This is a genomic window from Microbacterium sp. 3J1 (assembly GCF_001049495.1).
Lineage (GTDB): Bacteria > Actinomycetota > Actinomycetes > Actinomycetales > Microbacteriaceae > Microbacterium.
The window spans coordinates 26816-41664 of record NZ_CDWI01000014.1 but is presented as its reverse complement, the minus strand read 5'-3'; the positions used below and the strand labels follow the sequence as shown (position 1 = coordinate 41664).

Genomic DNA, 14849 nt, shown 5'->3' with positions numbered 1-14849 from the left:
CCTGAGGGCGTGCGGGAGCCTGTGTCAGACTGGCTCGGATGTCCCTCATGCTACCGTCCGAGTCGCTCTCGGCCCGGAGCGTCGTCGGGGTGGCGGACGACCTGTTCGCGGCTCTGCGCGGCGAATCCGCGCATCTTCCGAGAGCGGAGTCCGTCGTGCTCGTGCTCATCGACGGGCTCGGCGCGATAAGTCTGCGTCAGCACGCAGGACATGCGAGGACTCTCACCGCCGGTATGGCGAAGAAGGATGTCGCGACCTCGGTCTTCCCCTCGACGACCGCCGCCGCGCTGACCAGCATCCTGACCGGCGTCTGGCCCGGGGAGCATGGACTCGTGGGATACCGCGTGCTCGACCGGTCGAGGGATGTCCTCGTGAATCAGCTCACCGGGTGGGAGTCCGAGGGTCTGGATCCGCTCACGTGGCAGCCCGCGACGACGATGTTCGAACGTGCGGTGCAGGAGGGAAGGCGTGCGTTCGCGGTCGGGGTCGCGGCATACGCGGGCAGCGGATTCACGCGTGCGACGCTCCGCGGCGCCGACTTCGTGGCCGCGGCGACGCCCGCGGCTCGGGTGGAGGTCGCATACGAGCTCGCCGAACGTCACCCGGGCTCGGTGGTCTACTGCTACCTGCCTGAGGTGGACAAGGCCGGACACCGGTACGGTGTGGACTCGCCGCAGTGGATCGCCGCACTCGAAGAGGTCGACGCGGCGATGTCACCGCGTGTTCCGAGCGGAGTCGGGGTCGTCGTCACGTCCGATCACGGCATGGTCGACGTGCCGGCGCACCGGCAGGTCGTGCTCGAGGCCGAGCATCTCGTCGGCGTGCGCCATCTGGGCGGCGAGCCGCGGATGCTTCATGTGTACGTCGAACCCGACGCCGACGCCGATGAGCTCGCGACCCGGTGGCGCAGCGACCTGGAGGGACTGGCCGAGGTGGGCACCCGGCAGGAGGCGACGGACGCCGGTCTCTTCGGCCCGTCCGTCACAGACGCGGCGGCGTCGCGCATCGGCGACGTCCTGGTGGTCGCACGGGGCAACGGCGCCGTCTACGACGGTACGGCGCCGGATCAGCGCAACCGAGGCATGGTCGGGCAGCATGGCGGGCTCACCGCAGAGGAGCGTCAGGTGCCGCTTCTGCGGCTCGGCGCCTTCGCCCGCTGAGTCGTCAGCGTCCTCTTCAGGACGTCCGGGTGGCGGCGGTCACTCGTCGGTGCGAGCGCCGAACACGATCTCATCCCACGAGGGCATCGCGTTGCGGCGCTTTCGGCGTCCACCGTTCTCGGTCGACTGCTCGGGTGCGGAGGGGCGCGGCTCCTCCTCGGGTTCCGGCTCCTCGGGCTCGAAGGCGGCGTCGAACAGAGCGATCGGGTTCGGCTCGTCCGCAGCCTCGGCATCATCGATGTCGCTTGCGATCACCGGAGCGGATTCACGCTGGCCACGGCGGCGACGCAGCGCTTCGAGCAGGTCCGCCGTCTCCGGGCTCGTGGTCGGCGCATCCGGTGCGCGCTTGGTGGCGGCCTCCTGCACCGACGAGGAAGAGCGCTCAGGAGTGGGCCTGTCGTCGAGCGGAATGTCACTCGACGCGACGAGCCGGGGCCCGAACGCGCCGGAGTCGAACCGGCTCTCATCCTTGTAGGGCGAGGCGGGACGCTCCGCCTCGACCGCGCGGAGACGGGGGATGAGTCCCTCGGGGAGCGATCCCTGGCGGGAGAGCTGTGTGGCGTCGGCATTGAGCGGCGAGAGCGCACTGCGTCGTGGGTCGAAGCTCCAGCGAGCGTCATGCTCGACCTCGTTCGCGGAGAACTCCAGCTTGATGATCCAGCCGCTCTCCTCCTTCCAGCTCGCCCAGCGCTCGGCGGTGGCCTCGACCTCCGACAGCTTGGCGCGGATGGCGGTGCCGAACGTCGGCTGGGCGTCGGGTTCGACCTCGCTGCCGATGAGCACGGGGACCGCGAGAGCCTGACCGATGACGTGCTCGCGCTCCGCGAGCACGGGGCCTTCGAACCGCGAGACGTCCTCGACCGTGATGCCGAGGAGCTCGGCCACCTCGGGCGCAGTCAGCCCCGCCCTGATCTGGGCCTGGATGTCGCGGGGGCTCGCGGCGAGTCGCTGCGTGCTCGGCTCGCTCTGCCTCGTGGCGCGGCGGATCTCGCGGTGCAGCACGTCGTCGATGGGCAGCGAGAACCGCTCGCCCGACTCGGTCGCGAGTACGAGGACTCCTGCCTCGGTGCCGACGATGGTGACGTTTTCCATGCGATTGCCCCTCTGATGGGTGTGCGTTCATGGTGTCACGCAGCACGCCGTCGACCCGGGAATACCCTGGGCGTGCCGTGAGTTTGCTCTGTCGCGCCCGTCGGCATTTGCTTATTGCTCTGCGGTCGTGCAAACTATGGCCGCCGATTACCCCGACGGCGCACCACCCACTCGCATGAAAGTGGAGATTCACCACATGGCAACCGACTACGACGCTCCCCGCAAGAGCGAAGACGACTCCGAGTCGATCGAAGCCCTCAAGGAGCGTGTGCCGGACAAGAACTCCGGCTCCACGGGAGACGAGGACGCGGACAACCCGTCCAGCTTCGACCTCCCCGGTGCCGACCTGTCCGACCTCGAGCTCGATGTCGTCGTGCTGCCCGCGCAGCAGGACGAGTTCACCTGCATGAGCTGCTTCCTCGTGAAGCACCGCTCGCAGCTCGACCACGAAGACGCATCCGGCCCGATCTGCAAGGAGTGCGCCGCCTGAGCGCACCCGACCGACATACCTCGCGCCCCCGACCATCCGGTCAGGGGCGCGTCGTCGTCTTCGGGGCAGTGCAGGCCTGGAGAGGTGTGGAATGCGAGGCCGCTGAAGGAAGGCCTCCGGGATCAGGCCTTCGCCGCGCGGATGGCGGCGGCGAGCCGATCGGGCGTCCGTGTGGAGATCGTCCACGTGTCGACGGGGTCGTCGGCGTCGATGTTCGGGACGACGACCACGCCGTCGATCCCACCGCGGATGAGGTGCCACCCCCGGGCGGGCAGTGCCGGACCGCGAGCGCTGCGGGCGTCCTCGCCGATCAGAGCCACCGGTTCGCCGAGGTGGCGGACCTCGATGTGCGCGCGCCCCGCGCGGAGGACATCTCCGTCGATCCGTACGACCGGCGTGACCGCGATCGCGCCGAGCACGAGAAGCGCGGAGACGGCCGCCCCCACGATGAGCGCGAAGGTCGTCGATCCGATCGGCACGAAGATCAGCGACACCATCGGCCCGGCCAGCGCCACCGTGACCAGCAGCCACAGGCTCGGCGCGAGCCGTTCGCGGTATCGCGTTCGTGTGTCGGGAGCGGTGTTCTGCATTAGCCTCGGGGGGTGACTGATTCGGTTGATGTCCCCATTATCGCCCCTGTGCTCGACGGCGCCGCCGTCGTGCCGGGATACGCGCATCCGGGCGACGCCGGAGCCGACCTGGTGGCCGCGGAGTCTGTGCACCTCGAGCCGGGGGAGCGGGCCCTCGTCGCCACCGGGGTGCGGATCGCGCTCCCGGACGGCTACGCCGCCTTCGTCGTGCCGCGCAGCGGCCTCGCGGCGAAGCACGGGATATCCATCGTCAACTCCCCGGGAACGGTGGATGCCGGGTACCGCGGTGAGATCAAGGTGAGCCTGATCAACACCGACATCCGGAGCGCGTACGATGTGGCCGTCGGCGATCGCATCGCTCAGCTGATCATCATGCCCGTGACGCGCGCCACGTTCATCCCGGTCGAGGTGCTGCCCGAGAGCACCCGCGGCGAAGGCGGTTTCGGTTCGACCGGGTATCAGGCAGGACTCCATCCATCTCCAGCAGGACAGGTCAATGACTGACAACAACGCGACCCCCTCGAAGTCGGCGCCCCTCAACCGGGCGACCGAAGGGCCCTTCGACGATTCCGAAGCGAACCCGGTCCGCCCGTACATCGACCTCGGCGGCATCAAGATCCTCCCGCGGGAGGGTCTCAACCTCCGCCTCGAGGTCGAGGAGCAGTCCAAGCGCATCGTCGCCGTCGGCCTCGACTACGCGGACTCTTCGCTGCAGGTGCAGCCCTTCGCGGCACCCCGCTCCGGTGGTCTGTGGGACGAGACCCGCGTCCAGCTGCGCGACCAGGTCCGTTCGCAGGGCGGGCGCGTCGAGGAGCGCGAAGGCCCGCTCGGCAAGGAGCTCCTCGCCGAGGTGCCTGCGCCGGCGAACGAGGGCTCCGAGCTCCGCCTCGCGCGCTTCATCGGTATCGACGGCCCGCGCTGGTTCCTGCGCGGCGTCATCGGCGGCGCGGCGACGTCGGACCTCGATGCCGCCGCCAAGGTCGAGGACCTGTTCCGCTCGATCGTCGTCGTGCGTGGGGGAGCGCCCATGCCTCCTCGGGACCTGATCCCGCTGAAGATGCCCGCCACACCCGGCTCCGCGTGACCGTGTCGGCACCGGAGCCCGAGCGCGAGCAGAGCGCGTCGGAGATCCTCGGCGCAGCGCTGGGAGGCGCGGCCAGGAAGGCGGGGCTCGACCCGGCCGACAACGGGGCGACGCACAAGGTCGTCTGGTCGGCGATGGGCGGCTGGCGAGGAATCCTCGAATCCGTCCTCCCGAGCCTGGCGTTCGTCATCCTCTTCACGATCCGGCCCGAGCCGCTGCTCCTGTCATTGGGAGTCTCGGTCGGACTCGCGGCGGTGTTCACCATCGTCCGACTGCTGCAGAAATCGCCGCCCTCGGCGGCGATCGGCGGGCTCGTCGCCGCTGCCGCCGCCGCCGCGCTGGCCCTGTGGACGGGCCGCGGCGCGGACAACTTCGTCCCAGGACTCATCACGAACGCGGCGTACGGCACGGCGATGCTCGTGTCGGCGCTCATCGGCTGGTCGCTGATCGGTCTCGCCGTCGGGTTCCTGATGGGCGAGGGGACGGCCTGGCGCGGCGACCGCCGCAAGAGGCGTGCGTTCCGCTGGCTCGGCATCGCCTGGGCGGCTCTGTTCTTCGCACGCCTCGCCGTACAGCTCCCGCTCTACCTCGCCGACGAGGTCGCGATCCTCGGCACGCTGAAGCTCATCATGGGACTGCCGCTCTTCGCTCCGCTGATCGCCGTCACCTGGCTCGTCGTCCGAGCGCTCTATCCGCGCGAACCGAATGCCGGGACACCGCCCGAGGCATGATAGATTTATCTTGACATCAAGATAAATTGCAGGCTTTCGCCCGAGCGTCACGCGGAGCAGACTGGTTAGGTCTGCCTTGCTAGCCGCAGGGGCTCGCTGGCGAGCAAGATGGAGGCGCCTGTCGCTCCCATCCGAATAGAAGGAGACGGATTCGTGTCCACGGTGAACAGCTTCGGTGCCAAGAGCACCCTGACGGTCGGCAGCACCGACTACGAGATCTTCCGCATCGACACGGTGCCCGGTTTCGACAAGCTCCCCTTCAGCCTCAAGGTCCTCCTCGAGAACCTGCTGCGCACCGAAGACGGTGCGAACGTGACGAAGGCGCAGATCGAGGCGCTGGGGTCGTGGGATGCCGCGGCCGAGCCGAACACGGAGATCCAGTTCACGCCCGCGCGCGTCGTGATGCAGGACTTCACGGGTGTTCCCTGCATCGTCGACCTCGCCACCATGCGCGAGGCCGTCACGGCGCTCGGCGGAGACGCCAACAAGATCAACCCGCTCTCGCCGGCCGAGATGGTCATCGACCACTCCGTCATCGCGGATCTGTTCGGTTCCGAGAACGCGCTCGAGCGCAACGTCGAGATCGAGTACGAGCGCAACGGCGAGCGCTACCAGTTCCTCCGCTGGGGCCAGACGGCGTTCAGCGACTTCAAGGTCGTTCCTCCGGGAACCGGCATCGTGCACCAGGTGAACATCGAGCACCTCGCGAAGGTCATCTACGACCGCGACGTCGACGGCGTGCTGCGCGCATACCCCGACACCTGCGTCGGCACCGACTCGCACACGACGATGGTCAACGGCCTGGGCGTGCTCGGCTGGGGCGTCGGCGGCATCGAGGCCGAGGCCGCGATGCTGGGCCAGCCTGTGTCGATGCTCATCCCGCGCGTCGTCGGCTTCAAGCTGTCGGGTGAGATCCCCGCAGGCGTCACGGCCACCGACGTCGTGCTCACCATCACCGACCTGCTCCGCAAGCACGGCGTCGTCGGCAAGTTCGTCGAGTTCTACGGCGAGGGCGTCGCGTCGGTCCCGCTGGCCAACCGTGCCACCATCGGCAACATGTCGCCGGAGTTCGGTTCGACCGCAGCGATCTTCCCGATCGACGACGTCACGCTCGACTACCTGCGCCTCACCGGCCGCAGCGAGGAGGCCGTCGCTCTCGTCGAGGCCTACGCCAAGGAGCAGAAGCTCTGGCACGACCCGTCGCAGGAGCCGGTCTTCAGCGAATACCTCGAGCTCGACCTCGCGACGGTCGTCCCCTCGATCGCCGGACCGAAGCGCCCGCAGGACCGCATCCTCCTCTCCGAGGCGAAGTCGCAGTTCGAGCAGGACATCCTCCACTACGCCGCCATCGGCGAGGAGACCGTCGAGGTCGAGGGCACGTTCCCGGCCTCCGACCCCGGCACAGCACCCGGCGTCGAGCACGAGCACGTGGCGGAGAACGGCGTCTCGCACCAGCACGAGGAGGAGCACGTCGAGTCGATGCTGCTCTTCAGCGGCGGGCCGCACCCGGCCTCCAAGCCGGTGCCGGTGTCCACGCCCGACGGGCAGCGCTACATGCTCGACAACGGCGCGGTCACCCTCGCGGCCATCACCTCGTGCACCAACACCTCGAACCCGTCGGTCATGATCGCGGCCGGTCTGGTGGCGCGCAAGGCCCGGGAGAAGGGCCTCACGCAGAAGCCGTGGGTCAAGACCACGCTCGGCCCCGGCTCGAAGGTCGTCACCGACTACTACGAGAAGTCCGGACTCGACAAGGATCTCGAGGGGCTCGGCTTCTACACGGTCGGCTACGGCTGCACGATCTGCATCGGCAACTCCGGTCCGCTGATCGAAGAGGTCTCCGAGGCGATCAACGCGAACGACCTCGCGGTCACCGCTGTCCTCTCGGGAAACCGCAACTTCGAGGGTCGCATCAGCCCCGACGTGAAGATGAACTACCTCGCCAGCCCGCCGCTGGTGATCGCGTACGCTCTCGCCGGGTCGATGCACTTCGACTTCGAGACCGACGCGCTCGGCAAGGACACCGACGGCAACGACGTGTTCCTCAAGGACATCTGGCCGTCGCCGGACGAGGTGCAGGAGATCGTCGACTCGTCGATCTCGCGCGAGCAGTTCATCAAGCAGTACGCGACCGTCTTCGACGGCGACGAGCGCTGGCGCAGCCTGCCCACCCCGGATGACGACATCTTCCAGTGGGACGAGAACTCGACGTACGTGCGCAAGGCGCCCTACTTCGACGGCATGACGATGGAGCTCACGCCGGTCGCCGACATCCAGGGCGCACGCGTCATGGCGACACTGGGCGACTCGGTCACGACCGACCACATCTCTCCCGCCGGAAACATCAAGCCCGGGACGCCTGCCGCGCAGTACCTCACCGAGCACGGGGTGGACCGCAAGGACTTCAACTCCTTCGGCTCGCGCCGCGGCAACCACGAGGTCATGATCCGCGGAACGTTCGCGAACATCCGCCTGAAGAACCTCATGGTCTCGGCCGTCAACGACGGCCAGGTCGTCGAGGGCGGGTTCACGCGCGACTTCACGCAGCCCGGCGGACCGCAGTCGTACATCTACGACGCGAGCATGAACTACCAGGAGCAGGGCACGCCTCTCGTCATCTTCGGTGGCAAGGAGTACGGCTCCGGGTCGTCGCGCGACTGGGCGGCCAAGGGCACGAGCCTGCTGGGCGTCAAGGCCGTGATCACCGAGAGCTTCGAGCGCATCCACCGGTCGAACCTGATCGGCATGGGTGTCGTCCCGCTGCAGTTCCCCGCAGGGGAGAGCTGGGAGTCGCTGGGTCTCGACGGCACGGAGATCGTCTCGATCACCGGCCTCGAGGAGCTCAACAACGGCGTCACCCCGAAGACCGTCCGCGTGACGGCGACTCCGAGCGAGCACTCGCCCGAGGGCAAGCAGGTCGTGGAGTTCGACGCGGTCGTCCGCATCGACACCCCCGGTGAGGCGGACTACTACCGCAACGGCGGAATCCTGCAGTACGTGCTGCGTTCGCTGGTCTGATCGCCGCATCGAGAGGGGGTCCGGTTCTTCGTAGCCGGGCCCCCTCTCGCGTGTCAAGGCATCGGGGTTCTCCGAGCTTTCCCGGATCCCCGGGGTAGGATCGAACCGGCATCCGCTCCGGAATCGGGTGCCGACCAAGGTGCCTGTGAGGAGGTGCAGATGCCCATTCTTCCGAGCATCTCAGGACCGCGTGACCTCGATTCGCTGACCGAGGACCAGCTCGTCGAACTCGCAGCGGAAGTCCGAGAGTTCCTCGTCGAGAACGTCTCCCGCACCGGCGGGCATCTGGGTCCGAATCTCGGAGTGGTCGAGCTCACGATCGCGCTCCACCGCGTCTTCTCGTCCCCCGACGACCCGTTCATCTTCGACACGGGGCACCAGTCCTACGTGCACAAGCTCCTCACGGGGCGCCAGGACTTCTCGTCGCTCCGCCTCCGGGGCGGGCTCGCCGGATACCCGCAGCGTGGGGAGAGCCCCCACGACGTGGTGGAGTCCTCGCACGCGTCGAGCTCGCTCAGCTGGGCCGACGGGGTCTCCCGAGCGCTCACGGCGACGGGACGCGCCGACCGCCACGTGGTCGCCGTCGTGGGCGACGGAGCCCTCACGGGCGGTATGACGTGGGAGGCGCTGAACAACATCTCCGATGACAACGACCGCAATCTCGTGATCGTCGTCAACGACAACGGTCGCTCGTACGCGCCCACCATCGGCGGAATGTCCCGGTACCTCAATCGTGTGCGCACCGCTGCGGCGTACAAGGACCTCCACCACAAGTCCGACCGTCTGTTCCGCGCGTTCGGTCCGGTCGGACGAGCGATGTTCCGTGGTCTGCGCGGCGGCACCCACGGATTCCTCTCTCGCTTCACGAACAACGAGGCGCTGTACTCGAATCTCGACATCAAGTACCTGGGGCCCGTCGACGGCCATGACCTCCCGGCGCTGCTGGAGACCCTCGAGCTCGCCAAGTCCTACGGCGCGCCGGTGATCGTGCACACGATCACGGAGAAGGGACGCGGCTATCAGCCCGCGCGCGACGACGAGGCCGATCAGTTCCACGCCGTCGGCCGCATCGATCCGATCACGGGCGAGACGCTCTCGTCCGGTGGCGTCGGCTGGACCGAGGTGTTCTCCGACGCGCTCGTCTCGGTGGGTGAGCGACGGGACGACGTCATCGCGATGACCGCGGCGATGCTCCGGCCGACCGGGCTCGCACCTTTCGCCGAACGCTTCCCGGAGCGCGTGTACGACGTCGGCATCGCCGAGCAGCACGCCGTGGCATCCGCCGCCGGCCTCGCCTTCGGTGGCCTCCACCCGGTCGTCGCGCTGTACGCGACCTTCATGAACCGCGCCTTCGATCAGGTGCTCATGGATGTCGCCCTGCACCGCGCCGGCGTCACGTTCGTGCTCGATCGCGCCGGCGTCACCGGTCCGGACGGTCCCAGCCACCACGGCATGTGGGATCTCGCGATGCTGCAGATCGTGCCGCACATCCGCATCGCCGCGCCGCGCGACGGCGTGCGGCTGCAGGAGGCACTCGACGAGGCGGTGCTCATCGACGACGCGCCGACGGTCATCCGTTTCCCGAAGGGTGATGTGGCCCCCGAGCTCCCCGCACTCGAGCGGCTGCATGACGGTGTGGACGTCCTCGCCCGCGGCGAGTCCGAGGACGTGCTGCTGGTCGCCATCGGTCCCTTCGCCGCTCTCGCGATGGACGTCGCCGAGCGGTTGCGCGCACAGGGGATAGGTGCCACCGTCATCGACCCGCGCTGGGCGATCCCGGTGCAGCCGTCGATCCTCAGCATGGCGGCCCGCCACCGTCTCGTCATCACCCTCGAGGACGGCATCCGCGTCGGCGGCATCGGCACCAGGGTGCGTCAGGTGCTTCGCGAAGCGGGCATCGACACCGCGGTCGACGAGCTCGGCCTGCCGGATGAGTTCATCGACCATGCGTCCCGTGACCAGATCCTCGCGGATGCCGGGCTGACCGCCTCGAAGATCGCGCAGGACGTCGTGTCCCAGGTGCTCGGTACCCGCATCCCGGTCGCGCGTCACGCGGGCGAGGCCGGCTCGATCGACGTACCGCTGCAGGAGCGTCGCTGACACACCGGATGCGCTGAGCCGGCTCGGCCGGATTCCGGGTGGACGACGGTCAGTTCAGCGCATGCAGTGCGGCGACAGCCTGCGCCTCACGGTCGGTCTCCCGCAGCGCGGTCGACAGGAGGTAACCGTCGGTGAGCGCGTCGCCGGTGACCATGACGCGGACCAGCTCCACCCCGCACGCGCGTCGGACCTCGTCGGCGCTGGCGGCGATCACGCGCGTGTTGATCTCGTCGTTGTGCGGCAGCTCGGCGCCCTCCAACCCGCGGATGACGTCTCGGAGTGCCGCTCCGACGATGTTCGAGGCTCGCTCCTTGACGTTCACGACATCGAGCTCGAACACCCGCAGATCTCGTCCGGTGGGTATCGGCCGCCATTCGAAGGATGCATGCACCCGGTGCTGGTGCCCGCTCGCACCGGTCATCTCGCGCGCCGGCAGGTCGCTCGCCCGGCAGCGCACGTCGATCAGCTTGTACCAGTAGAACAGCGGGAACGCGCCGTGCGACCCCGGGTCCAGCACGACGACCTCTCCCACCGCACCACCGCGGCCGCTCGGGCGGCGCTGCGGGCGATTGCGGATGATCGGCTTCCCGTTGCGGGTGCGGATCGCCGCCCACCCCTCGTCGACGGTGACGATGAAGATCTTCAGCAGGGCCGGCACGACGAGCAGGATCGTGAGGATCGCAGTGCCCGTCTTCAGCAGACCCGACACCCCTTTACCGCTCAGCATGGTGAGGAGCATGTCCATGACACCACTGTGCCTCGTCGCCCGCGCACGCGCGGCCGTCAAGGCCCCGACCCGAGCGGTGTTCACACGCTGTTCCGTGCCCGTTCTCCGCGCCGCCCCGCCGCGGAAACGCTGAGGACGCACGCCGTCGGCGGACTGTTCACGCGAGCTGCGCGAGGGTCTCCCTGACGACGGTGTCGACGGCGTGCTCCGCCCGACTCCTGTCCTCGGCGACGAGGCCGATGCGTGTGCGCCGATCGAGCACGTCGTCGGCGGAGAGGGCGCCTTCTGACCGTACGGCGAACTCCACCTCCGCACGGTCGAGGGCGAGTCCCTCGACCAGCGGCTCTGCGCGGGGAGGGAGACGGCCATCGACGAGACGCAGCGAGCGGGTGCGGCTCGGCGGCGCGCTGATCGCTCGCGTTCCGATCGCGAGATCGACCGCATCCTCGGCCATGCGCCGATAGGTGGTGAGCTTGCCGCCCAGCACGGTGACGAATCCCTGGTCGGACAGCGCCACCAGGTGGCGGCGGGAGATGTCCGCCGTGGACAGCGCGCCGGTGTCGATGAGGGGGCGCAATCCGGCGAAAGCCCCACGGACCTGCTCGCGGCGGATGGGAGTCGACATCACCCTGTTCAGGGTCGTGAGCAGGAACGCGAGCTCCGGCTCCGTCGGTTCCGGCACGCGAGGAACGGGTCCTGGGGCGTCTTCATCGGTGAGGCCGACGATCACGCGATCGTGATGCTGTGGCAGAGCGAACACGTACCGGCTGATCGATCCTTCGTGCGGGATCGTCACCGCGACGGTCGGGTGGCCCAGGTCGGCCGCGTCGAGCACGATATGCGTGCCCCTGCTCGGACGCACGCGGATCGACCCATCGAGCTGACCCGCCCAGACACCCGTCGCGTTGATCACGCTGCGCGCGGCGAACTCGACGCGTTCCCCGGTGAGAGCGTCCTCCGCGGTCACGCCGTCGCCTCGGATCTCGAGGGCCCTGACGCGGGTGAGGATGCGGGCACCGAGGGCCGCAGCCGTGCGCGCCACTGTGACGACGAGACGGGCGTCATCGACGAGCTGTCCGTCGAACGACAGCATCCCGCCGCGCAGTCCAGCGCCCTCGAGCCCGGGCGCGAGCTCGAGGGCACGGTGCGACGACACCAGATGCGGGCGAGGCAGCACTCGTCGCGACGTGCGGGCTCGCATGCGCAGCAGGTCGCCCATCGTCATCCCGGCGACCCCGGCGATCCGCTGCCGGCCCGACACGGCGGGGGAGAAGGGAAGCAGCTGCCCCAACGGCCTGATGAGGTGCGGGGCGATCGTCGACATCAGCAGGTGCCGCTCGAGCGCGCTCTCAGTGGCGGTCGCGACGTCGCCGGTCGCGAGGTAGCGAAGCCCTCCATGCACGAGCTTGGAACTGAACCTGCTCGTGCCGAAGGCGAGGTCCTCCGCCTCGAGGAGCACCACGCGCAGACCCCGGGACGCCGCGTCCAGCGCAGCGCCCACTCCGGTGATCCCGCCGCCGACCACCAGCACGTCGGCCGTGTCGAGGGCCGATCGCTCGAGTTCGAGGGCCCGACGCGCCACGTTGAGGTCGGGGGAGTGTGCGGTCATGGCCTGAGCAGTCCGTCCAGCGCCGCGCGGAGCTCGCTCTCCCACGTCTCCTCGGGGAGGAGGTCGGAGACCGTCCCGTGCGATAGCACGGCCGACTGCGCCACCAGCAGCAGCATCACGGCGATGCCCGTCGGCTCCGAATCCCGCACCGTGCCGCCGACCTGCGCCGTGCGGATCGCATCGGCGAGCCACCGCAGGATCATCCTCTGACTCGACCCCACACGCTGCAGGGTGTAGCGGGTGAACGCCTCCGGCTCCTCGGACAGCAGCTGTCCGTAGACGGCATCCGCGCGGAACAGGCCGGAGAATCGCAGGACGTCGTCGACGAGCTCCCGCCTCGTCGCCGGCCGCTCGGAGAAGAGCTCGATGATGCCGGCCATGCGTCGGAGGAGCGCCGCGCGTACGACGTCGTCCGCGTCGTTCCAGCTGCGGTAGACCGTCGGGCGACTGAGTCCGGCGCGTCGGGCGAGCTCGGCGATCGTCACACCATGCACCCCGCGCCGGACGATCAGTTCGTCGGCCGCATCCAGCACTCGCGTCTGAGTGGCGTCCCAGACGGGGAAGGCCGGATCGGGCGCGGACGCGACTGCTTGACGTTCTTCCATGATCTGTCACACTGTAACGCATGGATGACCGCCTCGGCAGAGTGGCCGACGACACCGAGATGCGCTGGAACGGGTGGGGCGACCCGGCGAAGGCGGTCGAGCTGCCACTGGCCGTTCGCACCCTGCTGCCTCTGCTGCTCGGCCGCATCCGCCGTCCCGAGCCTGCGGTCGCCCTCGACGAGGTGGAGCTGGCGCCGTCGGCGCTCGACGCCGCCGACATCGGCGCTCTCGAGGCGGCTGTCGGCGCAGACGGAGTCGACCTCTCGAACGAGGCGCGGATCCGTCATGCCGGGGGCCGCTCGACTCCTGACATCCTGCGACGACGACAGCGGATGCAGTCCGCGCCGGACGGCGTGGTGAGACCCGCCACGCACGAGGAGGTCGCTGCGGTCCTCGGGGAGGCGTCAGCCAGGCACATCGCCGTGATCCCGTTCGGTGGTGGCACGAGCGTCGTCGGAGCACTCGATCCCCAGCGCGGGCTCCATCACGCCGTGGTGGCTCTCGACCTGCGTCGTCTCTCCGGGCTGATCCGGTTCGATGCGGTGAGCCACGAGGCGGTGCTCGGAGCCGGCACGACGGGACCGGAGGCGGAATCGCTGCTGGCGGCCCGCGGCTTCGAGCTCGGTCACTATCCGCAGAGCTTCCGGTACGCGACGATCGGCGGGTTCGCGGCCGCGCGCTCCTCCGGCCAGAACTCGGCAGGCAACGGCCGATTCGACACGATGGTGACCGGCATGCGCGTCGCGACTCCCACAGGGGATCTCGACCTGGGGCGATCGCCCGGGTCGGCGGCCGGTCCCGATCTCACCCGAGTGATCCTCGGATCCGAGGGTGTGTTCGGCGTGATCACGGAGGTCAGGGTGCGGCTGCATCCGGTCCCACGCGAGAGGCTCTTCGAAGCCTGGTCCTTCACGGACTTCCACGCCGGTGCCGAGGCGCTCCGCCGCGTCGCCCAGAACGGAGGTGGTCCGACGGCCATCCGGCTGTCGGACGAGGCGGAGACGGCGGTGAGTCTTGCGCAGGTCGGTCGCATCGGGAAGGCGCTCGCGAAGGGGGCCGGTGTCGTCACGGTGTACGAGGGCGATCACGTCGCCGAGCGTCGCGCGCGGACCGCCGCCCTCCTCGGTGCATCGGGCGGGGTGTCGGACGGCGAGGGCGATGCGGCAGCATGGCTCGCCGGACGATTCGACGGCCCCTACCTGCGGGACGCTCTGCTGGACGCGGGAGTCTTCTGCGAGACGCTCGAGACGGCGACCACATGGTCGAATCTCGAAAGGCTCCGCGACGCGGTCTCGGCCGCACTGCGCGCCGGGTTCTCGGATGCGGGCGCGAAGCCCTATGTGATGTGCCATGTCTCGCACGTCTATCAGACGGGCGCGTCGCTCTACTTCACGGTGCTGGCCGGCATCCGCTCCGAGCCCCTGGCGGTGTGGCGGGCCGTCAAGGAGAGGGTGAACGACGCGATCATCGACGCCGGAGGGACCATCAGTCACCACCACGCCGTCGGCCGCGACCATGCGCCGTGGCTCGAGGCGGAGATCGGCGACACAGGCATGAGGATACTCGCGGCGATCAAGCGGGAGCTCGACCCGGCCGGCATCCTGAACCCGGGCGCAGTGATCCCTCTCGATCGGATGGGCTGA

The 14849-nt window shown here is 69.1% G+C and carries 13 protein-coding genes; 8 read left to right on the top strand and 5 right to left on the bottom strand.

What is annotated here, in order from left to right; all coding sequences use genetic code 11:
- Positions 1–38 precede the first annotated feature (38 nt).
- Complete coding sequence (locus BN2660_RS14530; protein ID WP_091233838.1) at positions 39–1160, top strand: alkaline phosphatase family protein; 1122 nt, start codon at positions 39–41, stop codon at positions 1158–1160.
- A 39-nt stretch (positions 1161–1199) separates the two neighbouring features.
- Here BN2660_RS14530 and sepH read toward each other — a convergent pair whose 3' ends face one another.
- Positions 1200–2252 carry a septation protein SepH gene (gene sepH / locus BN2660_RS14525; RefSeq protein WP_091233835.1) on the bottom strand — a complete coding sequence of 351 codons (1053 nt, stop codon included), beginning with the start codon at positions 2250–2252 and terminating at the stop codon, positions 1200–1202.
- Between the two features lie 196 nt (positions 2253–2448).
- On the opposite strand from sepH, the gene BN2660_RS14520 reads away from it, so the two are divergent.
- Positions 2449–2742 carry a DUF4193 domain-containing protein gene (locus BN2660_RS14520; RefSeq protein ID WP_050720878.1) on the top strand — a complete coding sequence of 98 codons (294 nt, stop codon included), beginning with the start codon at positions 2449–2451 and terminating at the stop codon, positions 2740–2742.
- 122 nt (positions 2743–2864) lie between these two features.
- Here BN2660_RS14520 and BN2660_RS14515 read toward each other — a convergent pair whose 3' ends face one another.
- Positions 2865–3332: a DUF3093 domain-containing protein gene (locus BN2660_RS14515; RefSeq protein ID WP_091233832.1), complete on the bottom strand. Its 468-nt coding sequence runs from the start codon at positions 3330–3332 to the stop codon at positions 2865–2867.
- Positions 3333–3344: 12 nt separating this feature from the next.
- On the opposite strand from BN2660_RS14515, the gene dut reads away from it, so the two are divergent.
- The 5 genes from dut (at position 3345) to dxs (ending at position 10265) form a co-directional block, all read left to right on the top strand.
- Positions 3345–3836: a dUTP diphosphatase gene (gene dut, locus BN2660_RS14510; RefSeq protein WP_091233829.1), complete on the top strand. Its 492-nt coding sequence runs from the start codon at positions 3345–3347 to the stop codon at positions 3834–3836.
- On the top strand, positions 3829–4416 hold the full coding sequence (locus tag BN2660_RS14505) for a DUF3710 domain-containing protein (RefSeq protein ID WP_091233825.1): 588 nt from the start codon (positions 3829–3831) through the stop codon (positions 4414–4416). The genes dut and BN2660_RS14505 overlap by 8 nt, the downstream gene beginning before the upstream one ends.
- A gap of 2 nt (positions 4417–4418) precedes the next feature.
- The gene (locus BN2660_RS14500; protein WP_091234802.1) at positions 4419–5147 is read left to right on the top strand and encodes a DUF3159 domain-containing protein; all 729 of its coding nucleotides are present in this window, start codon (positions 4419–4421) and stop codon (positions 5145–5147) included.
- 153 nt (positions 5148–5300) lie between these two features.
- Entirely contained in the window at positions 5301–8165 is a 2865-nt protein-coding gene (locus BN2660_RS14495) for an aconitate hydratase (protein ID WP_091233822.1), read from the top strand.
- A 159-nt stretch (positions 8166–8324) separates the two neighbouring features.
- The gene (gene dxs, locus BN2660_RS14490; RefSeq protein ID WP_091233819.1) at positions 8325–10265 is read left to right on the top strand and encodes a 1-deoxy-D-xylulose-5-phosphate synthase; all 1941 of its coding nucleotides are present in this window, start codon (positions 8325–8327) and stop codon (positions 10263–10265) included.
- Positions 10266–10314: 49 nt separating this feature from the next.
- On the opposite strand, the gene BN2660_RS14485 is transcribed toward dxs, so the two are convergent.
- The 3 genes from BN2660_RS14485 to BN2660_RS14475 all read right to left on the bottom strand — a co-directional run bounded on the left by BN2660_RS14485 (position 10315) and on the right by BN2660_RS14475 (position 13206).
- Positions 10315–11010, bottom strand: a complete 696-nt coding sequence (locus BN2660_RS14485) for an SPFH domain-containing protein (RefSeq protein ID WP_091233816.1) — start codon at positions 11008–11010, stop codon at positions 10315–10317.
- A gap of 139 nt (positions 11011–11149) precedes the next feature.
- Complete coding sequence (locus BN2660_RS14480; protein ID WP_091233812.1) at positions 11150–12601, bottom strand: glycerol-3-phosphate dehydrogenase/oxidase; 1452 nt, start codon at positions 12599–12601, stop codon at positions 11150–11152.
- Positions 12598–13206 carry a TetR/AcrR family transcriptional regulator gene (locus BN2660_RS14475; RefSeq protein WP_091233809.1) on the bottom strand — a complete coding sequence of 203 codons (609 nt, stop codon included), beginning with the start codon at positions 13204–13206 and terminating at the stop codon, positions 12598–12600. Before BN2660_RS14475 ends, BN2660_RS14480 begins: the two co-directional genes overlap by 4 nt.
- Before the next feature lie 20 nt (positions 13207–13226).
- On the opposite strand from BN2660_RS14475, the gene BN2660_RS14470 reads away from it, so the two are divergent.
- Positions 13227–14849, top strand: coding sequence for an FAD-binding oxidoreductase (locus tag BN2660_RS14470; RefSeq protein WP_255305193.1), 1623 nt, complete (start codon positions 13227–13229; stop codon positions 14847–14849).